Consider the following 20,968-nt stretch of genomic DNA (forward strand, 5'->3'; position numbering starts at 1 on the left):
ATAGTTTAGCTATTAATAGTAAAAGTTACAACACTTAGCGGAACTAATCAATACCTGATTAGCGTGGAGTACGGTCATGGTTGGGTTAGCTATTTCAATAAGCTAATTTCTCCTTTCTTGAGTTGACGTAATTCCTTTTTCGAAAACTCTGCCGTAATTATCTTTTCGTCGAGTACTGTTTCGTAATACTCGTCGGGAACCAGCGGTTGAACTCCTGATTCGGTGAAAAACCAGGGTTCGATAAATGCGTAATACTGGAATTTTTCTTTTAGCGTCCTTGGTTTATCCTTTGTTCGTGGGATATCGTTAAGATAATACACCGAAAATCGTAGTTGGGCCGTTTCAATATCGTATTTTCCCAAAAGCCCCAAAGGAGTATGTGGATAAACGGTTTGCCCTTCTTCTACCCAAATATCACCTTTGGTAAAACCGGTATAATCTGCCAGCGTTCCGTCAGGATGTTCGATTATAATGTTGTTTTTACTACTTTGGTACGAAACCGAAAAATCTGTGAGGTAGTTATTCCCATCATCAATTTTTACAACCTTGCCTTTTCGCGCTGCAAAAACTGTGTCGCCCGGATTTGCCATAAATTGATAAGCATGCCAGTTTTTAGGTTTTTTCGAACCAAAATATTGATTTCCAAGGTTGGTAAGCGATCGCACTTTATAGGTTTTCTCAACACTCAAAGGCAGTAGATAAGTAAATTCAGGATCGAATTCAGGTTGGAGTTCACCCCGAATATACCAGTATTTGTATCGGCAGTTTATCGGGCGGCTATTATTTGTCGGTTTTAAACGAAGGAGATTTCGGTTGCTGACAGATACATTGCCATGAAAACCACTTGAATGTGCATTTTCTATATTTGTAAACCAAAGCTCAATGTAGTAGGTGCCACTTACATTTTTTATGCAATTGAATGACATGCTTTTGTCGTCGTTTCGCTCAGAAACAACCTGAATTTTTTTCTCTTGCGCCCAAACGGCAGATTGGATAAGAAACAATACAATAATTAGAAGTGATACTTTAGTGCTCATTATGATTGGGTATAATTTGCACTAAAAATAATAAAACTACTGTAAAATACTAAAGTGCATCAAGCCAATCTTCCATCTTTGTAATGGCATACACCATTTTACTGCAATATTTTTTCAGAAATTCTTCGGTTAATGGCAAGTCCTTGTATTCGTTCATTGCTGCTTTCAGAACTGTTTCTCCATCAAAATCAACATAAGCAATACGGGCAGTTAGCTCCTCAGGCTGGCGACCAAATTCCATTCCCGGCAGGAAAGCAACGCCGGTATCGCGAAGGATTGCTTCGCACAATTCAAACGATGTGAGAATGCCTCTAGCTGCCAGCTTTTCGCGGTAAACGCTAAAATTCGGGAACAGGTAAAAACCTCCTTTGGGAGTAGGAACGGTAATGTATTTTTCGCGTAAACGCATGGCAAAATAGTTTCCAAGCGATTTTAAAATGCGCCGCGAATGATCCAGATATTCGTCAATCTCCGGATGGTCTTCAAAAGCCGTAACCGCCGCGTATTGTATGGGCGCACTGGTTGAGGTGAAAGTTTCACTTGCCACGGTAGCCATTGCTTTTTGCAGCCATTTTAGGTTCGAAGGGAAAGTAAATGTGCCGAGACGCCAGCCCCCGGCCCCGGCCCACTTACTCAAACCACTGCTAACAATGGTGCCTTCAGGGTAATATCTTGCTATCGAAACATGGTCGCCGTTGTGATCTAACAGGCTGTATATTTCATCCGAAATAAGAATGATATTATACTTGCGGGCCACTTTGGCTAACTTTTTCAACCAGGCTTCAGAGTAAGTTGCACCTGTTGGGTTTGATGGGTAGTTTAAAATAACCACACGTGGCCGGTCGGGATCGGAACGACAGATGAGGTCGAGTTTTTCAGGACTCAGTTTCCATTCGCTCTCTTCCGATGTAGGAACCCAGTTTACATGGCGTCCTGCAATGCGTGCCTGTGGCGAATACGACACCCAGCTTGGTGTTGGTATTATGAGCTCGCCGTAATAAACCAGTTGCAGAATAAAAATCAGCTCTTTCGAGCCGGGGCCAATCATAATATCGTCGGCCGTACATTCCAATCCTTGATGGCGGTAATTGAATTCGGCAATAGCTTCGCGGAGTTTTAGCAATCCCATAACAGGCAGGTAGTCTTTTTGGTGCGCATTTTGGCGCAGAGCTTCCTGTACAATTTCGGGAACGGGAAAAGGAGATTGGCCAAGTCCAAGCTTGTAAACAGTTTCTCCCTTTTGAATAAGTTCGTTGCTTCGTTCGTTGATCAGCAGTGTTGCCGACTGGTTTAAACCTCTAACGTTTAAGTTGAGATTTACAAAGTGTTTGCTTTTTAGTCTTTTTTCCATCTTGCTGCTATCTTTAATTGTTATTTCAATTCAATATGCTGTCAAAAGTAACTCTTGAATATCAAAAAGAAATCAGTTGTTTTGTTTTTGTGGATATATGATTTTAAATTTTAACTTTCTCTTGATATTTGATATTTTATGTTCATAGTTTATCGTAAAACAAAAAAGGGAACCATTACTGATTCCCTTTTCAATTGTTATTGTATTTTTCTGCTATTCTAACTATAAATTAATTCCAATATTTTCTCCAGCCAATGCGCATCCACTTCAGTAAAAGATGCTTTTTCCGAGCTGTCGATATCCAAAACACCGATTATTTCACCGGCCTTATTTTTAAGCGGAACTACGATCTCTGAATTCGAGCGGGCATCGCAGGCAATGTGATCCGGAAAAGCGTGTACATCTTCAACTATTACTGTTTCTTTTTTGTTGTAGGCAGCCCAGCAGACACCTTTGTCTTTTTCCAGAATCTGGCAGGCAACCGGCCCCTGGTAGGAGTTCACAATCATCTCTCCATCTTCAATCAGGTAGTATCCCGTCCAGAAAAAGTAATCCATTTTATGGTGCAAAACGGCAATAATTGTTGCCATTCGCGCCTGTGTATTATTACTTTTTACCACCAGTTCACTCAGCTGTTTGTAAATCCTTCCGTAACGGCCTTCTTTTTTCCTGTCTTCCATTTTAAATTAATTCTGCCTGTTGAAATCTTGCACGAATAAACAAAAAATCATTAGTTTAGTTGAACTAAAAACTGAAAAAATGCACCGAATAATCGATGATCCGAACGAGCGCCAGTGGGGAATGTTAGTTCATATTGCCGCTTTGGCACTTTTTATTTTACCTGTTGCCGGAAATATAATTGGGCCGCTCATTATCTATTTAATGAAAAAAGACGAGTACGAATTTGTGAACGAACAGGGCAAGGAAGTACTAAATTTCCAGATCACCTGGTCGATCATCTTTTTTATTTCAATCCTACTTATTATTGTAGGAATTGGCGTTTTAATGTTGGTTGGATTTGGAATAGCCTGGCTGGTTTTGGTTATTGTGGCTTCGGTTTCGGCAAGTAATGGAACGCCTTACAAATATCCTTTCACCATCCGTTTTTTGCAATAATATTAATTGCCAAAGGATGTAATCTTTCAAAAAGATGACATCCTTCAATTTCATTCAATAACAATTGCTGTTCTTTCGTAATGCATTCCGTTATGGTACGATGCGAAATCTTTCTTGCCTCCAAATATTTCATGTACTAAATCACGTTTCAACTTTGTAGGATTCTGGGAGCATAGAGCCATAAAAGAACTATAGTTGTATGTTTTGAAATTTTCTGTTAATCCATGCCGTTCAGGATTGTAATGCACATAAAATATTGCATATTCCAAATAATCTTGCTCTGTAATTTCTAGTCGTTTAAAAGGCCGGTTGAATAAACTTCCGGTTCTGCTTTCCTGATTATTAATAGCCATTGAATAACTAACAAACATTTTCCTAAATTGATTGGAAACAATTTTGCCTATTTCGGTTTCATTTTCAATTCTGTAATCGTTTTGAAAAATGACATCCTTGATTTTTATAACTAAATGAAAATGATTGGGTAAAAGACAATAGGCTAAAATATCGACATATTCTGTTAAATGTTTTTTTATTAGTGCAAGGAAATGTTGATAGTTCTTTTTCTGTAGGAAAATTCTCTGTCCATTAATTCCTCGGTTGAAAACATGGTAGTAACTTCCACTCGTAAAGGGTGTTATTGATTTTATTGAAGGCATACATAAAGATACGAAAATTATTAACTGAACAGTTCTCATGGATAAGGATGTCATCTTTTTAAAAGATGACATCCTTAAAACTACTGTGTGTTTAAACAGAAATTCTTACTTTTGCAGCCTCATAAAATTTTAAAACGATGGCACAGAAACCTTCGATTCCAAAAGGCACCCGCGATTTTTCACCGTCAGAAATGGTGAGAAGAAATTATATTTTCAATACCATTAAAGATGTTTTTCGTTTGTACGGATTTCAACCCATTGAAACGCCGGCGATGGAAAACCTCTCCACATTGATGGGAAAATATGGCGAAGAAGGGGATAAACTGTTGTTTAAAATTTTGAATTCGGGCGATTTTATCTCGAAAGTTCCGCAGGATATGCTGGACGAGAAAAACTCGAACAAGCTTACCACAAAACTTTCGGAAAAAGGATTGCGTTACGACTTAACAGTGCCATTTGCGCGCTACGTTGTGCAGTATCGTAACGATATCGCTTTCCCATTTAAACGCTACCAGATTCAGCCGGTTTGGCGTGCCGACCGACCTCAAAAAGGTCGTTACCGCGAGTTTTACCAGTGCGATGTTGATGTGATCGGAAGTAACAGTTTGCTGAACGAAGTGGAGCTGGTACAAATTATCGATGAGGTTTTCCAACGATTGGGAATCAATACAACAGTAAAAATCAACAACCGTAAAATTCTAGCCGGAATTGCAGAAGCCATTGGCGAAGCCGACCGAATGGTTGACATTACCGTTGCCATCGATAAACTGGATAAAATTGGTTTGGAAAAGGTAAATGCCGAAATGCTGGACAAAGGAATTTCGCAGGAGGCCGTTGATAAACTTCAACCAATTTTAAAGCTTGAAGGAAGCACAGTCGAAAAGCTGGCGCAGATTGAAACAGTTATTGGCGGAACCGAAATAGGTGCCAAAGGAATTGCCGAAATGCGTACCATGTTTGCGTACCTTGAAAACGTTGAATTAAATACTACGGTTGAACTCGACCTTACACTAGCACGCGGATTGAATTATTACACCGGTGCTATTTTCGAGGTAAAATCGAACGATGTACAAATTGGCAGCATTTGTGGTGGTGGTCGTTACGACGACCTGACCGGAATTTTCGGTATGCCCGATGTTTCTGGTGTTGGTGTGTCGTTTGGTGCCGAGCGTATTTACGATGTGTTGGTTCAGTTGGATGCTTTCCCGGAAGAGTCGCTGGAAACCACAAAAGCTTTGTTCGTAAACTTCGGAGAGAAGGAAGAAGCCTACTGTTTGCCAGTTTTGGCTCAGTTGCGTAAAAATGGCGTGAATGCCGAAATCTTCCCCGAAAGCGCCAAAATGAAAAAGCAAATGACGTATGCCAATCGCAAAGAAATTGCATATGTAATTCTGGCCGGCGATAACGAAATGGCTGCCCAAAAGTTTACGCTTAAAAATATGGAAACCGGGGAGCAGCAATTAGTTGACGCACAAGAGCTGATAAATATCCTAAAATAGATGATCGGATTGTCCGATATTGCCCCAAAATAAATTGAGCAATGATTGCATCGGTTTCAAACAGACTTGTAAAAACCCTTGGTGGAGATGTACGTTTCCCGTGATAAACGTGCGCAGATGGATTGTAAAAGTTAGCGAGTAGTGAGCGATTTATTAAGGCTCGACTCAAATTACAATTTATCGGTTTAACAGTTTAACAATATCTCCATTAAAAATTTTTACAGTTTAAATTATGGCAAACCGTATATTTGAAATAACACCCAAAAACCTCACTTTCGAAATCATTCAGGATATTCTGGACAACAATGTAAAGCTCAAACTTTCAGAAATATCCGTACAACTTATTCATAAAAGTAAAAAGTACCTCGATAATAAACTCGAAAGAGCCGACAAACCACTTTACGGAATTAATACCGGGTTTGGTGCCTTGTGCGATATCGAGATTTCGAAAGATGGCCTGAGCAAATTGCAGGAAAACCTGGTCGTTTCGCACGCTTGTAATATTGGCCCGGAAATTCCGGCTGACGTTGTTAAACTGATGTTGCTGTTAAAAGCACACGCGCTTTCAAAAGGTAATTCGGCAGTACAATTGATAACCGTACAGCGAATTCTTGACCTTTTTAATAACGATGTTTTACCGGTTGTTTGCGAGCAGGGATCGCTTGGAGCAAGTGGTGATTTAGCGCCTTTGGCAAAACTATTTTTGCCACTGCTTGGTTTGGGCGAGGTTAATTTTGAAGGTAAAAAACAACAGGCCGGCAAAGTGCTTGAAAAGTTGGGGTGGGAGCCAATAAAACTGGAAGCCAAAGAGGGACTTGCCTTGCTGAATGGTACACAGTTTATGAGCGCGCACGCCGTGTTTACTTTACTAAAAACCTTCCGAATTATCGATCAGGGAGATATTATCGGGGCACTTTCGCTGGATGCTTTTGATGGTTTGATCGAACCTTTTTCTGAGAACATCCAACGTATTCGTCCGCACAAAGGGCAAGCCGAAACGGCAAAGAATTTCAGGAATGTTTTAACCGGCAGCGAAATGCAGGCCAAACCAAAAGCTCACATTCAGGATCCTTATTCTTTCCGCTGTATTCCGCAGGTTCACGGAGCAGTAAAAGACGCAGTTAATTATGTGGCTAAGGTCATTGAAACAGAAATTAATTCGGTAACGGATAATCCAACGGTTTTCCCCGATGAAGATTTGATCATTTCAGGAGGGAACTTTCATGGCGAGCCGCTTGCCTTGTCGCTTGATTTTCTGGCTATGGCAATAAGCGAATTGGGAAGTATTTCGGAACGAAGAACTTACCGTTTGATTTCGAGCGAACGCGAATTGCCTGAATTTTTGGTTGCTAATCCCGGATTGAACTCCGGTTTTATGATTCCGCAATATGCCGCAGCGTCGATTGTTAGCCAGAACAAACAGCTGTGTACGCCTTGTGTGGTGGATTCTATTCCATCGTCGAACGAGCAGGAAGACCACGTTAGTATGGGCGGAAATGCAGCAACAAAAGCCTTAAAAGTGGTGCTGAATACCGAAAAGATTCTGGCAATTGAATTGTACAACGCGGCTCAGGCAATGGATTTTCGTCGGCCAATAAAATCGTCGCCGTTTATCGAACGTTTTATTAAAGAGTACCGCAAAAAGGTAAGTTTCGTTGAGGAAGACATTGTAATGTACGAAGCGATAAACCTTACCATCGATTTCTTGAATACAACAAAATTCGATCGATTATAAAAAAAAGGCTGTCTGAAAATCATCAGACAGCCTTTTTTATTTCACACTTTAACGATTAAAGGGCGTCGCTTGTTTGTTGCTTTTTAAGCAATATTGTATTAATGTTTTGTGTAAACATCTTTTTAGTGTCTTCTTTCGAACGGGCAATACCCGAAGCCATTGTTGGTTTTCCTTCCATCGGAATATAAAGGAAAGCAGGTATGCTTTTTACGCCAAATACAGCAGCTAACTCGCGTTCAACTTGCGTATCGATTTTGTAAACGATCACTTCTTCCGAGAATTCAGCTGCCACTTCTTCAAGAATAGGAGCTGCAGTTCGGCAAGGTCCGCACCAGTCGGCATAAAAATCGATCAGAGCCGGTTTTTCGCCTTTGTATTTCCATTCTTGTGGAGAGTTTTCGTAATCCCATACTTTTTCTAAAAACATGGCTTTGGTTAGCATGGTGGTGGCTTTTCCTGCCTCCGAAACTGATTTTGTTGGCGCTTCACTATTGTTTTTTTCAGCATTTGCCGTGCACGAGCTATACCCGAACAACAAAAAAGCAGCCATCATAAGTGTAATAAATCTTGTTTTCATTTTATTCTGTTTTTATTAATATCAAACTGTAATGACAAAAATTTGTTCAAATATATATAAATATCTAGATATATGAATTACAAAAGCTATGCCAATTTTTGTCTCCATAAAACTACAACATATTTTAACTATTCAACGCAACCTTTTTTCTTTTTCATTCGTCTATCAGCTGTGATTAAATTAATTAAAAAGAGTGATGAAAAAATTAGCATTTGGAATTTTAATGGGATTACTGGTAGCTTTTACCAGCTGTTTAGATGACGACGATGGTTATTCGTTGGGGGATTATTGGGTTGGATTTGGTATTTATAAAGGCGATGGAGCGGGAGCTGTAAGTTTGGTCATGGACGATGGTTCTGTTTTGATTCCGGCAGCCTCGTCAAGTCCGGGTTGGTCTTTGGATTTTTCGGATGGCGACCGTGTTCTGGTTAACTATACAATTTTAGATGAAGACGAAACCAGCAGCTCGGTAGAACGCTACTTTGTTAAGGTAAATGATATCAGTGATGTGCTGATGAAAGGAATTATGGATATTACTGAAGAAAATGCAGATAGTATTGGTAACGATCCGATTATTGTTGAAGATGCCTGGATTACCGACAGTTTGCTGAATTTCAGATTGAAATACTGGGGATACAATAATATGCATTTCCTGAACCTGGTAAAAGAACCGGGAGATTTGACTGCCGACGATCAGCCATTTAAATTGGAGTTACGGCACAACGCAAACGAGGATCCTGAGTCGATTCCATACACCGCTTATGTATCGTTTAGTTTGAACAGCTTGCGGTTAAGTGGTTTGGATTCGATACGCTTTGAAGTTACTGCAACAGATTATGAAGGTGTTGCTTACCAGGATAGCGGCGTGTTTAATTATAGTAATTTGGAATTACCCACACCATAAAAATTAAACAGTGTAAAACAGAAAAGGTGCTCAAAATGAGCACCTTTTTTTATTTGATAAAAGTTGATTTTTATTCTATTCAGGTCGCTGAATCTGTTCGATCAGCATTTCTCTTTTATTTTCGTCGAAACGAGAAAAACCACGATCGAAAATTTGGTACTCGAAATTAACTTTCGGAGCACTTTTCATAGCTACAACAGGTGTTCCTGTAATATCTTCGATGGCAGCTTTAAACAGCGGGTCGTTTTTATCTCCAAGCGGGAAGGTGGCGAACAAGTCGTCATCAACCGGAATATCAGGAGCAAAACCATTTTTAAAATCGGTAACACCGGCAGCATTGGCATAACGCAAAACAATAGGTTGCAGCCCCCAGTTCGCGATTTCTTCGCTATATGATTCGCTGTAATAATCCTCTGGTCGTAAAGTGATTGATGCGGTATATTTTCCGTAGGTTGTATCTCCAACTGTTTTCACCTCATTCATGTATGCTCTCAACCCGGTTATAGATAGCTCAGATGCTGAAGCAGTTCCCGATCCGGTGAGGAAATAAACATTGTTTAAATCCATTTTAACGGGAACCTGGTTGTCGAAATAAACTTCAACCTGACTCATAATTTGTCTGTCGATAAAGTAGTCCTGGTACTTATTGTTCCATTTATAAGTAACAAGAATGCTGTTGTCGTTAACAATATCCACAGGTGCAATACTCGAGCACAAATGTTGTGCAGCCGAAATGGCCCCTCCCGGGTTATAACGAAGATCGACTACAAGATCTGTAGCTCCCTGGCTTACCAGGCTTGCAAAAGCATTGTCGAGCGCGCTGTTAAAATCAGGAATAAATTGTGCATAAAAAATATAGCCAATCTTTCTTCCATCGTGTTCAACAATTTTGGTGGTTAATACGGGATTAAGAGTTAATACTGAAGACGTAAGGCTAAGAGTTGTATCGGTGGCAATTCCTTCTTCGGTTAATACGCCAAGCGTTACATCCATGTTGTCGCTGTACAAAAGGTCGGTGTAGTTATTTTCTGTAATATCGGCATTGTCCATCATTACGAGTAAATCACCACGTTTAACTCCGGCCGCTGAAGCAGGAGTTTCCGGGTAAACATACTCAACGATAGCAAAAATATTACCGGTATTAGAGAAACGACCAAAGGCCAACGACCAGCCGTATGTTTTTTCAGTACCCTCAAAACTTGCTTCAAGAGCATCAACATCATCAGTTATGTACGACCACTTATCATCTACATAAAGCAATTTGTTGAAATAGGCTTTCGGATCGCTTTCGTAGTTATAATCTATATCTGGCAATTCGTCGTACCAGAAATAAATATCATCCATTGCCTCATAAATGAATTTGTTTACCTTTTTGGCATATTCCGAAGCTTCTGGACCGTCGGGGTTGGGGTCATCTTTTTGGCAGCCAATAAAAACCGCCAAAGCAAGAAATAACAATAATGTTGTTTTCGCTAAATTTTTCATAATGTATTCTGTTACGTCCACAATTGTTCTACAATCATTCTTTATTAACGCAGTATGAGGCGTTTTCGTTTATCTCTACTGCTTTTTTCCCTTTTTTTCGTCGGGATATTCAATACGGATATGGTAAATATTGATCAGTTTTTCTAAAAGTGTACGTTTAATTGTATCTATATCTCTGAATGTCAGATCGGAATCGTCCAACTGTTTATCCTCAATTTTCTTGTCGATCATACTATCGATAAGCGCCTTAAGGTTTTCGTGCGTTTTTTCTTTCATACTGCGCGATGCAGCTTCAATTCCGTCAACCAGCATAACAACCGCAGCTTCTTTCGAGCGTGGAAGCGGACCAGGATAAATAAAGGCTTGCTCATCAACTTCCTGATCAGGGTTTTGTTCCTGGTGTTTCAGGTAAAAATATTTTGCTTTTGTGGTACCGTGATGCGTGGCAATAAACTCAATAATAACCGCCGGAAGCTTGTGTTTTTGTGCCATTTTTACCCCGTTCTTAACATGGTCGATAATTACTTCTGCACTTTTTAAATTACTTATCCGGTCGTGAGGATTCATTCCCATCGCCTGGTTTTCGATAAAAAAGTTGGGGCGGCCAATTTTCCCAATATCATGGTAAAGTGCGCCGGCACGTACCAAAAATGGATTTCCGCCAATGCGCAGAATAACCTCTTCGGCAAGGTTGGCAATTTGCATCGAGTGCTGAAATGTTCCCGGTGCCTGCTCGGCAAGTTTTCGCAATAGTGGCTGGTTACTATCCGAAATTTCTATCAGCGTAACATCAGAAACAAATCCAAAAAGTTTCTCGAAAATATATACCAGCGGGTAAACCAGTAGAATAAGCACACTGCTAATGGCAAACCATTTTAGCATCGAATAATCGTAAGATAAAAATGTTCCTTCGTGTATAAGGTTTAGCGCCGTAAAAACAACTACGTAGGTTAAAAATACCCACAAGGCCGCCAACACGAGGTGAACGCGGCGATGCATTTTATTCAGGCTAAAAACCGCGATCAGACCTGCCGACACTTGCAGTAGTATAAATTCGTAGTTATTGGGAGCGTAAAATCCCATAAGCAGGGTTGTGATGATAAGCGTAAAAATGGCCGTTCGCGAATCGAAAAACGTTCGAATCATAATCGGGAACACCGCCAACGGAACCATATAAATGTGCAGATTAGGGAAGGTATTTATAAAGTTCGACAGCAGAATTATACCCGCCATCAACATCAGCATAAAACTCAGTTTGTTCAGGTGCTGAAGAATATCGCGGCGATACAACAAAAGGAACACAAAAATAAAGCTAAGCAGAACCGAAATAAGCAACACTTTTCCGATGGAAACCATGTAGCGGTTTACATCGTTGCCGCGTTCTTTTTCGTAACTGGCTTTTAATGACTCCAGCATCTGGTATTTTTCGGCATCCACGATTTCGCCTTCCAGCACAATTCGCTGGCCTTGTTTTACCATGCCGCGTGTAACCGAAATGGATTGTGTTATCTCATCAATCTCTTTCTGACTGGTTTCGTTATCGTACGAAAGGTTGGCTGTTATGTACCGTTCAAGATTAAGATCAGTTAGCCACGGAAAATTATTTCCCTCGCTAACCAGTTTTTGCCTTGTGTTGAGTAGTGCGTTGTAAGCCGATTTTTCAGAGTAAAGCTGATCCACATCTTCTTTCTGCACGGTATTTCCGGTGCGTTTATTTATCTCGTCTTTCCCTTTCAGTTCATCATAAATATCCACCGAAAAAAGTAGAATTCCGTTGCTATAAAGTTCATCGAGTTTTGTTGATAAAGCTTCAAATATTTTCTTCTTGTTAGTATTTGTGGTGTCAATATCCAGCTCCAGATCCTGGCGAAGGCGTGCAATACTTGCAATTTTTTGGGTAGTATCGTTTGAAAAATAGGGAACGAGCGAATTAATCTGTTGCGTTTTTTCGTCATCAAGTTCATTTGCCGTTTTTAAAATGGCAAAATCGAAAGGTGCCACAAGGTTTTCGTGTTGCCACGGAAACCCCCGCTGGTACTCGTATTTAAACTTTGGTTCCCCAGGCAAAATTAAATACAAAGCCACTGCTGTAAGCACAAATAACGAAATCTGCAATAACAGCTTGGTGTAGCTTTTTAGTTTTCTCATTAATTTCTTCATATACCGAATATCGAAATTTTGATTTAAAATACCATCACACTCATCTGCTTCTTTTTGAACCGTCTCTTAATATCTAGTTGACAAATTAGGTTTGCAGATAAGTTTGTAAAGCCCATTTTTTCTTAGTTTTGTGTTTATACGCTTCAAACAGGAGCTATTCCTGTTTTACAAAATAAAATTAAGAAAATATTGATGAACTACGGCATTTCCAATTTAAGTATTATTCCGGTTCGGCTCGAGCCTTCGGAAAAAAGCGAAATGGTTACCCAGATTCTTTTTGGCGAACACTTCGAAATGCGCGAGCAAATGGTGGGCTGGACAAACGTTAAGCTGGCCTACGACGGTTACGAAGGCTGGATTGATACAAAAATGATTACGCCGATAAATGCCCGTACACTAAACAAGATTGAAAAGAGCCCAACTGCTGTAACATCCGATATTATTACCATTGTTCCGGTTAACGAAGAGCAAAACCTTATGTTGGCGGCCGGAAGTACTTTGCCGGTTTGGCGGCCTTACCTAAAACAGTTTTCAGCAGTACAAGACACCTATTTGGCAACTGGTGAAGTAATTTACGGAAAACTTAAAAATCCACGCGAAATAGCCATAAAACAGGCATTGAAATATTTTAATGCGCCGTATCTTTGGGGAGGAAGAACTCCTTTTGGTGTTGATTGCAGTGGTTTTACCCAGATTATTTACAAGATGATTGGTATTAAATTACCACGCGACGCCAGCGAACAGGTAAAAATGGGAACGGCCATGAGTTTTGTTGATGAGGCTGAACCCGGTGATCTGGCTTTTTTCGACGATGAGGAAGGAAATATTGTTCATGTGGGAATTATCTGGAAACGAAATAAAATCATTCATGCATCGGGGCAGGTGCGTATCGATAATGTTGATCAATTTGGAATTTTTAATATCGATACGCAACGTTATACCCACAAAATGCGTGTAATGAAAAAAATAATAGAATAAAATGGAACACATCGAGCTTGTTATTTACGTTGCCCTTTTTGTAGCCGCTATTTATCTGGTTGTAAAACACTGGAAAACAGGTCGCAAAAAGTAGTGTATGATAATGAGATTGATGTCAGAAAGAATAAAATTTGCAGTTTAAAATCTGGTCTGCCAGCAACTTTTACTTTTTCGTTTTAATCCTTATAATTTATCCTTAATCCTTCAAAAATGTATTCCTATAAATATCCACGTGCAGCCCTTACTGTTGATGCAATTGTTTTTGTGAAAAGCGAAATAGCTTCTGTATTGCTGATTGAGCGGGGGAGAGAACCTTTTAAAAATAAGTGGGCACTGCCCGGAGGTTTTGTAGATATGGACGAAACACTGGAAAAAGCTTGTATTCGTGAGTTGGAAGAAGAAACCGGCTTGCATGTAAAAAAGATGCAGCAGTTTCGTACTTACGATGCCATCGACCGCGATCCGCGCCATCGAACTATTTCTGTGGTTTATTCGGTTGAGCTGGAGGAAGTGAAACCGGTAAAAGGCAGCGATGATGCTGCTCAGGCCAAATGGTTCCCGATTGACGAATTACCCGAATTGGCTTTTGATCACTCCGATATTTTATATGATTTCTTTAAATAAAAATGGCGGAAAAGAACTGTGAAATCTTTACCGCTATTTCTTTTAATATTCCTAGAAAGAATCTAGAACTTCCAACGCATATCAACCCAAAGTTTATCGCCAAGTTCCCACCAGCGGTTTATGGCCGAACCTAACGAAGCGTTGCTGTAATCAGTAAGGTATTCGCGGCACAACTGAGTTGGATTACCGTTAGCTGCATTTTCCTTATCTTTTTTCAGTAATTCCATCGCACGACTTTCAATAAATTCAGTTTCGTTGAGCACCCGGTTTTCAAAGGCTGTAACTTCCGGTTCAACAATTTCTTTTCCGGTGCCCCAGTTTACCAATGCCAAACGGTTGGCGCGGGTAAATGCCCACATGGCAGACTGGCGGCTAAAATGTTTATGACCACAATAATTGTATGCATCGGGTAAACTCAGGTTGCCACAATAAATGGGTACACGAGGCGAAAGACGTGGAATATCGAGACTAAACCACACTTTTCCGCCAATTTCGTCGGGCAGGTCATCGCGCAATTGAGCGATCCAAGAATACGAACAATACTGCACAGAAATGGGGCGGTGACGGTAAACGGAATTCTCTTCCAAGGCATTCATTAAATCGCGTTTATCTTTTGCCAGCCACGGATGTGCCGCCGGACTGATAATTGTATCTGTCACTTCTTCACCATCATCATTCTTCGTTTTGTGTGCCACTTTCAGGTTTCGTATCATCTCATATTCCGTACCGTCGTATGTTTGTTTGTATAGTGCAATTACCTCGCTGATATTCACCTTTTTCTCCACTTTTACAGAGAAAGGCAATTCATCGGCATCGAACTTCAGGTTCAAACCCGGAGCCATTGAGCTCAGTACAAAATACTCCCGAATATCGAATGGTTTCTCTCCACTGTAGGCTTTCCAGAATTTAAATGTTTCTTTTCCGTCCCACAAACCCAGATTTTTAGCTACCTCAAAAACATTGTCGGAAGCCATGAAATAATCCGGATTGTCCAAATCCAGTTCGCCAATTCGTGGAATATTTGCTGAAATTCCCACATGATCATCCGGAATTCGCTGGGCCGCCCAAACGCCACCAATTTTATCCGGGCCTTCGCCAAAAATTTCCAGTTGCCAAACTTCTTTGGTGTCGGCAATGGTTATACATTCCCCGTAATCAGCAAAACCGTATTCTTTAATCAGTTCGCCAATCAGTTTTATGGCGTCGCGTGCTTTTGTGCAGCGTTGCAGGGCGATACGTTCCAGTTCTTCAATCAGAAAAAGACCGTTTTCGTTGTGCAGTTCTTTGCGGCCGGTAATTGTCGTTTCGCCAATCGCCAGTTGTTTTTCGTTTATACACGGATATGCAGTGTTCAAATAGGCGTAGGTTTCGCGTGCCTCAGGAATTTCGCCTTTTAATTGCATGCCGTCCATACTCCATGCGGTGTGCGTGTGCATGGTTCCCCAATAAACTTTGTGGGTTGTGTCGCGGTCGAATTTTTGAGCCGGTACAAAATTTACCCACGTGCGGTAGTAGGCATCGCAGGTGTGAGCTGTAATGACCGAGCCGTCGTCGGTGGCATCTTTGCCAAACATGATGCTGGTGCAGCTTTCATTCCTGGTTTCATCGGGTTGGGCAAACAAAAATGATGCTGATGACAGTACCAGCATCACGAGTAAAGATATTCGTAACATAGTGCAAAGTTTTGCCCAAATTTAATAGAAATGACAGGCGGGGCAAATTAATTTGACATTATGTGAAGAATATTCTTAGAATATTGACAAAGTTATTGTTGGTGTTAATGCCCGTCAATTCCGTGAAGCATCAGAAACGAATGCAGCAGTATTTTATGAATTTCGGTTAGATATTCGTTTACGGCTTTTGTACTTCCTGGCAGCGAGAATACCAGTGTTTTGTCTTTAACTCCCGCAATTGAACGACTGAGTAATGCATTAGGTTTTTCTGCACCGTATTTTAGCCTAATGTGATCCATAATTCCCGGGATCTCCAAATCGATAAAGTTTGAAATAATAGCCGGAGCAATATCTCGTGGTCCGATTCCGGTGCTTCCGGTTGTGTAAATAATATCGAATCCCTTGTTCACAGCATTTTGTAGTTCTGTCTCCAAAAGCTCTTTTTCGTCAGGAATTACAGTGCGCGAAGTTTCGCAATTATATGTTTTTGAAGTGAACCAATCTTTGCTCAGTTTTTCGAGTAGTGGCCCGCTTTTGTCTTTGTAAATGCCATGAAATGCACGATCGCTAAGCGTAATAACTTTAATTTGGAATGTTTTTGGAATATATTCCAGCTCATCGTTTTCCGAAAGTGTTCCAGGTTTTAGAACCCGGCAGAAAATCCCTTCTTTAGGCATTACACATTTTCCTGCCAGTTGAAAAATCTCACAGTTATCGCCGTGGCATTTTTTTCCGATTTGTGTTACTTCCAATTCCACATCACCTGCTCTGAACCGATCAAAAGGCATGGTTTTATGCACCACGATTCCTTCGGTTGTAATGTTTTCGGCAAACTCGCCAAATTTGATCTCACGTCCGAGTTCTCCTTCAAAACTTTTAATGCTCTCCGCAGCCAGCAGACTTATTTGTCGGTGCCATTTTCCGGCATGAGCATCGCCTTCAATACCTTCAAGGTTTAGCTTTAATTCTTTGCGCGGAGTTTTTATCGTGCCTTTCTTCTCCGAAATATTCAGTGATTTTATTTTGCAGGTCTGTGCTTCCATTTCTGTAGTTATATTTTCTCCTTAAAGTCAAGTTTTACGTCTCCCATTACCATGTTTTTGTCAACGGCTTTGCACATATCGTAAATGGTTAACAGCGCAACATTCACGGCTGTTAAAGCTTCCATTTCAACGCCGGTTTGCCCAATGCATTTCGTCATGCTTTTTACCAAAACACCATTTTCCTGAACTTCGGCTTTTACCTCAACTTTGGTAAGTTGCAATGGATGACAAAGCGGAATTAGCCGCGATGTTTCTTTTGCTGCCTGAATTCCTGCGATTTCTGCAATGGTAATTACATCGCCTTTTTTTATCAGGCTTTCTTTTATCAGCCGAATAGTTTCGGGCTGCAAGGCAATAAAACCCGATGCTTTGGCGGTGCGTACCTGTTGTGGTTTGTGCCCCACATCCACCATGTTGGCTTTTCCTTCGTCGTTGATATGTGATAATTGGCTCATATTTTATCCTCCAATATTTGAGAAATCGTGTGATTCTGTTCCTACTCCTTTTTCCGGTTTGTTTTGCAAAGCCTGGTTGTAGGCTTCTTCAATGCCCAGTTCGCGGGTACTGTAACGCAATCCTGAATGCAGGCACGGAACGATAAATCCGTCGGCAGTTAAACGCAGACGATTACATATTTTGCAAATGCCGCCTAAACCTCCGTCAACAGCATAAAACTCACCGGTGCGCAAATCCATCTGACGGATGAAACGCAACTTCAATCCTTTCTTCTGGCAGAATTCCCGTACTTCCTGTTCATCTTCTTCGTTTTCGCCGGGAATGCGTACAAAATTTATTTTAACCGGTAAAAGTCCGGCTTCAATTGCCGCGTCTATTCCATGCAGTACATCATCAAGCTCACCAACCCGCGTAATTTTTTTGAATTTCTCCGGATTCACGGTATCCAGACTGATGTTAACCCTTTTTAATCCGGCAGCTTTTAAAGCCTTGGCATAACGTGGCAAAAGAACGCCGTTTGTTGTCATTCCAATATCCTCAATTTCCGGAATAGCTGAAAGCATACTTATCAGCTCTGGAAGATCTTTTCGCACCAAGGGTTCCCCTCCGGTAATTCGCAGCTTTTTAATTCCAAGTTTTACGCCAGCTTTAACGATGTCAGTAATTTCGTCAAACGAAAGAATGTCCTCGTGCTTTTTTAACGGCAAACCTTCGGCCGGCATGCAGTATTCGCAACGGAAATTGCAGCGGTCGGTAACCGAAATACGCAGGTAGTTGATATGTCTGTTAAAGCGGTCGTACATATGCAAATTCATCAGTTTGAATGGTTGAAACTCCCAGTGGCACCTCAAGCAAAGCATTCGCAAAAGCCAGTGCATTTATGTGCGCCGATCCATGAAATGGAATTTCGGAGATGGCTCCATTGGCATCAATAACAACCGGAATAATTGCCAAACGATTGGCTCTTTTCCTTTGGAACGTAAAATTCATTCGGGCTTTTATGCGTAATGGTGCATTGTCGGCTCCCAATAGTTTGTTGATTACTGGTTTCGCGATCAACTCAAATTGTACGAACGACGAAACCGGATTTCCGGAAAGTCCGAAGACGAACTTGCCATCTTTTTCCGAAAATGTCATTGGGTTGCCGGGTTTAATGCCGGTGTGATCCCAGTATATTTTAAATCCCTGTTCTTTTAATATCTCCGGAATAAAGTCAAAATCGCCGACTGATGCTCCGCCGGTAAAAACAATAAAATCGCTTGTTTCCAGTGCTCGGTTAAAACTGCTTGTAAGTAACTCGTAGTCGTCAACAAGCATGAGTTCCTCCACAACTTCAAGGTTCATTTTCCTGAGTTGGGTGATCACCTGGCTGGAATTACTGTTTCGTATCTGTCCCGGTTTTGGCGTTTCAGATGGTGGAACCAGTTCGCTGCCCGTTGCAATTACTGTTACTTTCGGGCGTTTTGAAACCAAAACCTCTGCATAACCTGCGCCGGCAAGTACTGCCATTTGCGGAACATTAATTAGTGTACCCTTTTTTAGCAGCACTTCACCCTTTTTATAATCTTCGCCCAGGTAACAAATATTTTTCTTTGTTTTGGGGTTAGTACAACGCACTTTATTTTCCGGAAGTTCTTCGGCATCCTCAACCATAAATACACAATCGCATTCGGACGGAACAGCAGCGCCGGTCATAATTTTCACACACTGGTTTTTCCCAATTTCAACAGACGCGATCTTGCCTGCATTTATTACTTCCAGTACTTCCAGCTCCTTGCCAATATCTCCAAGTCGACAGGCATAACCGTCCATTGCCGATTTGTTGAACGGTGGCATGTTTAAATCAGCCACCACATTTTCCTGTAGTACCCGGTTAAAAGCATTTTTCAGTTGTACCTTTTCGGTCGGTAAAACTGTTGCTAAATTGCCGATCAACTGTTGTATTTCTTCAAATTGGTTCATTAGGCGAGTGAAAATTTATTGTTCTTGAGCTGAATTCTATTGTAATCAAATTTAAGGTTTTCTCCATCATTTTGCACAATTATTGGATTGTGTATCAGGTGATGTGCTTTTCTTAGAGGAGTTCCCGTTGATTGAATGAAAAAGAACAAACCAGGATTGATTATTTCGTGTAATCCACCTGACTCACAAACAATGGGTGTTTCAGGTAAATAAGGCGAAAGCTTTTCTAAAGCTTCCGGAAGATACTTAGGTTCGGCCATTACAAAGAATACCTGCTTTGCACCGGCCTGTAACATCAACGAACTGTCTTTGCCCGTAATTTGCTTCTCCTGCAAAATAACAAAGTGCTTATGTTTTGTAAGCACATCATCACTGCTGTGCTCGTGGATATGCGAGGTGATTTTTAATCCGGTAACAGGTAAAGTTTCAGATAGCATTTCGATTACACGACAGGCAAAGTAGGTTTTTCCCACATTTCTGCCATTACCTGCAATCAACAGCAAGTTCGGATAATCGATTCTGGTATCTTTTTGTACTCGTGTCATTTAAAGCGTTTCAGGGAAGGGAAGGAGCTTCAGTTCGCCCAATGCAAAATCTGCTCGCCTCCTTTCCAATTTACCCCGACCTTGCCGGGATGCGGGAGGACCACCTGTTTCCGGGTAATCCCATCGGCCGAAATCCCTTGGTATGAACTTTAGGAAGATCAGCTCGGAGCCGGGACAAATATAGTAAAGAATCTAGATGTTTATATATGATGACAGTGGTGCTATACAACAGTTCAACTATTTATATTTATTCTAATCGTTTAAAATAAGGAATATGCCAATCAAGTTTATATTTTTATGCTAAATACTAAGACCTTTATTCATGCTACGATTACTTCTTTTTTCCACTTCTATTCTTTTAACTATTTCAACTGTTTGTGCTCAAAAATTGAAAAAGCGCACTGATAACTATGGGAATTTTAAGGAGGTTTATCATATTGATAAAGCGACCAAGTTCAGATGTGGCGAGAGTTTTATCGTTCATACCTCAACCAAAGATACGCTGGCAATTGGGAGTTATTTTAACGCTTCAAAAACAGGTGTGTGGAGGTTTGGAGATAGTAAATCGGGGGAAACCTATATGACTTTTGATTATTCAAACGATAGTTTGATCTATTTAAATCAGGAGTTGGTGGCAGATTCGTTTCTGGTGAAAACAGGAGACAACTATGAATTACTAAAGGTTGACCGACAACTTCTTTACATTGGATCGAAGAATGAAATTGTACGTTTAATTGGGAAGGATCTTGACGTTCCACGCGAGATTGTGGATGAAGGGAAAGTCGGTTTTTCTTTGCTACAGTATTTAGTTGATGAAAAGGGTAATCTATCTGGCCCGATGCTTTTGAATGGATTTTGTAATGAAATGGAGCAAAGTATCAATCGAAATGTATCGAGATTGTCGGGAGAATTTTTACCGGTTATTGTTGATGGAAATCCTGTTGCTTCCACGTTTTTTGTTCGGGTGAATGTTGGACTGAATAAGGAATTATTTTCGGATGGGAAGTCATCTCCTAATGTTTCGTCAACCGAAAATAGTGCTCCATATATTTTCAATATCGACATCAACTACAGTATTCAAACTCGGATCAAAAAGGTATATCTTGGGACGAAAGTCGTAACTACAAGAGATGAAATGAGGTAACTTGTAATTCGGGTGTGAATTCT

20 protein-coding genes and 1 riboswitch are annotated in these 20,968 nt (G+C 40.7%); of the genes, 7 read left to right on the forward strand and 13 right to left on the reverse strand.

The genetic code is table 11. From position 1 onward, the window contains the following. Positions 1–89: 89 nt before the first annotated feature. The 3 genes from QZ576_RS07890 to QZ576_RS07900 all read right to left on the reverse strand — a co-directional run bounded on the left by QZ576_RS07890 (position 90) and on the right by QZ576_RS07900 (position 3,068). Positions 90–1,037, reverse strand: coding sequence for a M23 family metallopeptidase (locus QZ576_RS07890; RefSeq protein WP_297095826.1), 948 nt, complete (start codon positions 1,035–1,037; stop codon positions 90–92). Between the two features lie 49 nt (positions 1,038–1,086). After that, the gene (locus QZ576_RS07895) at positions 1,087–2,388 is read right to left on the reverse strand and encodes an aminotransferase class I/II-fold pyridoxal phosphate-dependent enzyme (protein WP_297095828.1); all 1,302 of its coding nucleotides are present in this window, start codon (positions 2,386–2,388) and stop codon (positions 1,087–1,089) included. A gap of 218 nt (positions 2,389–2,606) precedes the next feature. Further along, the gene (locus QZ576_RS07900) at positions 2,607–3,068 is read right to left on the reverse strand and encodes a GAF domain-containing protein (protein WP_297095830.1); all 462 of its coding nucleotides are present in this window, start codon (positions 3,066–3,068) and stop codon (positions 2,607–2,609) included. A 79-nt stretch (positions 3,069–3,147) separates the two neighbouring features. Here QZ576_RS07900 and QZ576_RS07905 point away from each other — a divergent pair, with 79 nt between their 5' ends. After that, entirely contained in the window at positions 3,148–3,504 is a 357-nt protein-coding gene (locus QZ576_RS07905; protein ID WP_297095832.1) for a DUF4870 domain-containing protein, read from the forward strand. Between the two features lie 50 nt (positions 3,505–3,554). On the opposite strand, the gene QZ576_RS07910 is transcribed toward QZ576_RS07905, so the two are convergent. Next, entirely contained in the window at positions 3,555–4,199 is a 645-nt protein-coding gene (locus tag QZ576_RS07910) for a hypothetical protein (protein ID WP_297095834.1), read from the reverse strand. 98 nt (positions 4,200–4,297) lie between these two features. On the opposite strand from QZ576_RS07910, the gene hisS reads away from it, so the two are divergent. Together hisS and hutH are read left to right on the forward strand one after the other, a co-directional pair. Continuing rightward, positions 4,298–5,659, forward strand: coding sequence for a histidine--tRNA ligase (gene hisS, locus QZ576_RS07915; protein WP_297095835.1), 1,362 nt, complete (start codon positions 4,298–4,300; stop codon positions 5,657–5,659). 232 nt (positions 5,660–5,891) lie between these two features. After that, entirely contained in the window at positions 5,892–7,394 is a 1,503-nt protein-coding gene (gene hutH / locus QZ576_RS07920) for a histidine ammonia-lyase (protein WP_297095837.1), read from the forward strand. Between the two features lie 55 nt (positions 7,395–7,449). Here the strand turns inward: hutH and QZ576_RS07925 are convergent, their stop codons facing one another. Next, positions 7,450–7,971, reverse strand: coding sequence for a thioredoxin domain-containing protein (locus QZ576_RS07925; RefSeq protein ID WP_297095839.1), 522 nt, complete (start codon positions 7,969–7,971; stop codon positions 7,450–7,452). A 196-nt stretch (positions 7,972–8,167) separates the two neighbouring features. Between QZ576_RS07925 and QZ576_RS07930 the strand changes: the two genes are divergently transcribed. Beyond that, positions 8,168–8,875, forward strand: coding sequence for a NigD-like protein (locus tag QZ576_RS07930; protein ID WP_297095841.1), 708 nt, complete (start codon positions 8,168–8,170; stop codon positions 8,873–8,875). Positions 8,876–8,950: 75 nt separating this feature from the next. On the opposite strand, the gene QZ576_RS07935 is transcribed toward QZ576_RS07930, so the two are convergent. Both QZ576_RS07935 and QZ576_RS07940 read right to left on the reverse strand, forming a co-directional pair. Continuing rightward, positions 8,951–10,360, reverse strand: coding sequence for a S41 family peptidase (locus tag QZ576_RS07935; RefSeq protein ID WP_297095843.1), 1,410 nt, complete (start codon positions 10,358–10,360; stop codon positions 8,951–8,953). A 75-nt stretch (positions 10,361–10,435) separates the two neighbouring features. Next, positions 10,436–12,508 (reverse strand): HDIG domain-containing metalloprotein, encoded by a 2,073-nt coding sequence (locus QZ576_RS07940; RefSeq protein ID WP_297095845.1) that lies wholly within the window; start codon positions 12,506–12,508, stop codon positions 10,436–10,438. 204 nt (positions 12,509–12,712) lie between these two features. Here QZ576_RS07940 and QZ576_RS07945 point away from each other — a divergent pair, with 204 nt between their 5' ends. Continuing rightward, positions 12,713–13,498: a C40 family peptidase gene (locus tag QZ576_RS07945; RefSeq protein WP_297095847.1), complete on the forward strand. Its 786-nt coding sequence runs from the start codon at positions 12,713–12,715 to the stop codon at positions 13,496–13,498. Positions 13,499–13,708: 210 nt separating this feature from the next. Then, positions 13,709–14,122 carry an NUDIX hydrolase gene (locus QZ576_RS07950; RefSeq protein ID WP_297095849.1) on the forward strand — a complete coding sequence of 138 codons (414 nt, stop codon included), beginning with the start codon at positions 13,709–13,711 and terminating at the stop codon, positions 14,120–14,122. A 62-nt stretch (positions 14,123–14,184) separates the two neighbouring features. Here the strand turns inward: QZ576_RS07950 and QZ576_RS07955 are convergent, their stop codons facing one another. The 6 genes from QZ576_RS07955 to QZ576_RS07980 all read right to left on the reverse strand — a co-directional run bounded on the left by QZ576_RS07955 (position 14,185) and on the right by QZ576_RS07980 (position 19,801). Then, the gene (locus tag QZ576_RS07955; RefSeq protein ID WP_297095851.1) at positions 14,185–15,795 is read right to left on the reverse strand and encodes a C69 family dipeptidase; all 1,611 of its coding nucleotides are present in this window, start codon (positions 15,793–15,795) and stop codon (positions 14,185–14,187) included. A gap of 104 nt (positions 15,796–15,899) precedes the next feature. Beyond that, positions 15,900–16,838 carry a molybdenum cofactor synthesis domain-containing protein gene (locus QZ576_RS07960; protein WP_297095854.1) on the reverse strand — a complete coding sequence of 313 codons (939 nt, stop codon included), beginning with the start codon at positions 16,836–16,838 and terminating at the stop codon, positions 15,900–15,902. A gap of 8 nt (positions 16,839–16,846) precedes the next feature. Next, entirely contained in the window at positions 16,847–17,293 is a 447-nt protein-coding gene (gene moaC / locus QZ576_RS07965; protein WP_297095856.1) for a cyclic pyranopterin monophosphate synthase MoaC, read from the reverse strand. 3 nt (positions 17,294–17,296) lie between these two features. Next, positions 17,297–18,109, reverse strand: a complete 813-nt coding sequence (locus tag QZ576_RS07970) for a GTP 3',8-cyclase MoaA (RefSeq protein ID WP_297095858.1) — start codon at positions 18,107–18,109, stop codon at positions 17,297–17,299. Then, positions 18,081–19,256, reverse strand: coding sequence for a molybdopterin molybdotransferase MoeA (locus QZ576_RS07975; RefSeq protein WP_297095860.1), 1,176 nt, complete (start codon positions 19,254–19,256; stop codon positions 18,081–18,083). The genes QZ576_RS07970 and QZ576_RS07975 overlap by 29 nt, the downstream gene beginning before the upstream one ends. Continuing rightward, positions 19,256–19,801, reverse strand: a complete 546-nt coding sequence (locus tag QZ576_RS07980) for a hypothetical protein (RefSeq protein WP_297095862.1) — start codon at positions 19,799–19,801, stop codon at positions 19,256–19,258. Before QZ576_RS07980 ends, QZ576_RS07975 begins: the two co-directional genes overlap by 1 nt. 43 nt (positions 19,802–19,844) lie before the next feature. Beyond that, a riboswitch (molybdenum cofactor riboswitch) is annotated at positions 19,845–19,982 on the reverse strand. Between the two features lie 141 nt (positions 19,983–20,123). Here QZ576_RS07980 and QZ576_RS07985 point away from each other — a divergent pair. Next, on the forward strand, positions 20,124–20,945 hold the full coding sequence (locus QZ576_RS07985; protein WP_297095864.1) for a hypothetical protein: 822 nt from the start codon (positions 20,124–20,126) through the stop codon (positions 20,943–20,945). Positions 20,946–20,968 lie beyond the last annotated feature (23 nt).

The sequence above is a fragment of the uncultured Draconibacterium sp. genome, assembly GCF_913060805.1.
GTDB lineage: Bacteria > Bacteroidota > Bacteroidia > Bacteroidales > Prolixibacteraceae > Draconibacterium.

Bases quoted from the DNA above. Each gene is read 5' to 3' on its own strand.
- QZ576_RS07890 (WP_297095826.1), bottom strand. From the start codon at position 1,037: ATGAGCACTAAAGTATCACTTCTAATTATTGTATTGTTTCTTATCCAA.
- QZ576_RS07895 (WP_297095828.1), bottom strand. From the start codon at position 2,388: ATGGAAAAAAGACTAAAAAGCAAACACTTTGTAAATCTCAACTTAAAC.
- QZ576_RS07900 (WP_297095830.1), bottom strand. From the start codon at position 3,068: ATGGAAGACAGGAAAAAAGAAGGCCGTTACGGAAGGATTTACAAACAG.
- QZ576_RS07905 (WP_297095832.1), top strand. From the start codon at position 3,148: ATGCACCGAATAATCGATGATCCGAACGAGCGCCAGTGGGGAATGTTA.
- QZ576_RS07910 (WP_297095834.1), bottom strand. From the start codon at position 4,199: ATGAGAACTGTTCAGTTAATAATTTTCGTATCTTTATGTATGCCTTCA.
- hisS (WP_297095835.1), top strand. From the start codon at position 4,298: ATGGCACAGAAACCTTCGATTCCAAAAGGCACCCGCGATTTTTCACCG.
- hutH (WP_297095837.1), top strand. From the start codon at position 5,892: ATGGCAAACCGTATATTTGAAATAACACCCAAAAACCTCACTTTCGAA.
- QZ576_RS07925 (WP_297095839.1), bottom strand. From the start codon at position 7,971: ATGAAAACAAGATTTATTACACTTATGATGGCTGCTTTTTTGTTGTTC.
- QZ576_RS07930 (WP_297095841.1), top strand. From the start codon at position 8,168: ATGAAAAAATTAGCATTTGGAATTTTAATGGGATTACTGGTAGCTTTT.
- QZ576_RS07935 (WP_297095843.1), bottom strand. From the start codon at position 10,360: ATGAAAAATTTAGCGAAAACAACATTATTGTTATTTCTTGCTTTGGCG.
- QZ576_RS07940 (WP_297095845.1), bottom strand. From the start codon at position 12,508: ATGAGAAAACTAAAAAGCTACACCAAGCTGTTATTGCAGATTTCGTTA.
- QZ576_RS07945 (WP_297095847.1), top strand. From the start codon at position 12,713: ATGAACTACGGCATTTCCAATTTAAGTATTATTCCGGTTCGGCTCGAG.
- QZ576_RS07950 (WP_297095849.1), top strand. From the start codon at position 13,709: ATGTATTCCTATAAATATCCACGTGCAGCCCTTACTGTTGATGCAATT.
- QZ576_RS07955 (WP_297095851.1), bottom strand. From the start codon at position 15,795: ATGTTACGAATATCTTTACTCGTGATGCTGGTACTGTCATCAGCATCA.
- QZ576_RS07960 (WP_297095854.1), bottom strand. From the start codon at position 16,838: ATGGAAGCACAGACCTGCAAAATAAAATCACTGAATATTTCGGAGAAG.
- moaC (WP_297095856.1), bottom strand. From the start codon at position 17,293: ATGAGCCAATTATCACATATCAACGACGAAGGAAAAGCCAACATGGTG.
- QZ576_RS07970 (WP_297095858.1), bottom strand. From the start codon at position 18,109: ATGAATTTGCATATGTACGACCGCTTTAACAGACATATCAACTACCTG.
- QZ576_RS07975 (WP_297095860.1), bottom strand. From the start codon at position 19,256: ATGAACCAATTTGAAGAAATACAACAGTTGATCGGCAATTTAGCAACA.
- QZ576_RS07980 (WP_297095862.1), bottom strand. From the start codon at position 19,801: ATGACACGAGTACAAAAAGATACCAGAATCGATTATCCGAACTTGCTG.
- QZ576_RS07985 (WP_297095864.1), top strand. From the start codon at position 20,124: ATGCTACGATTACTTCTTTTTTCCACTTCTATTCTTTTAACTATTTCA.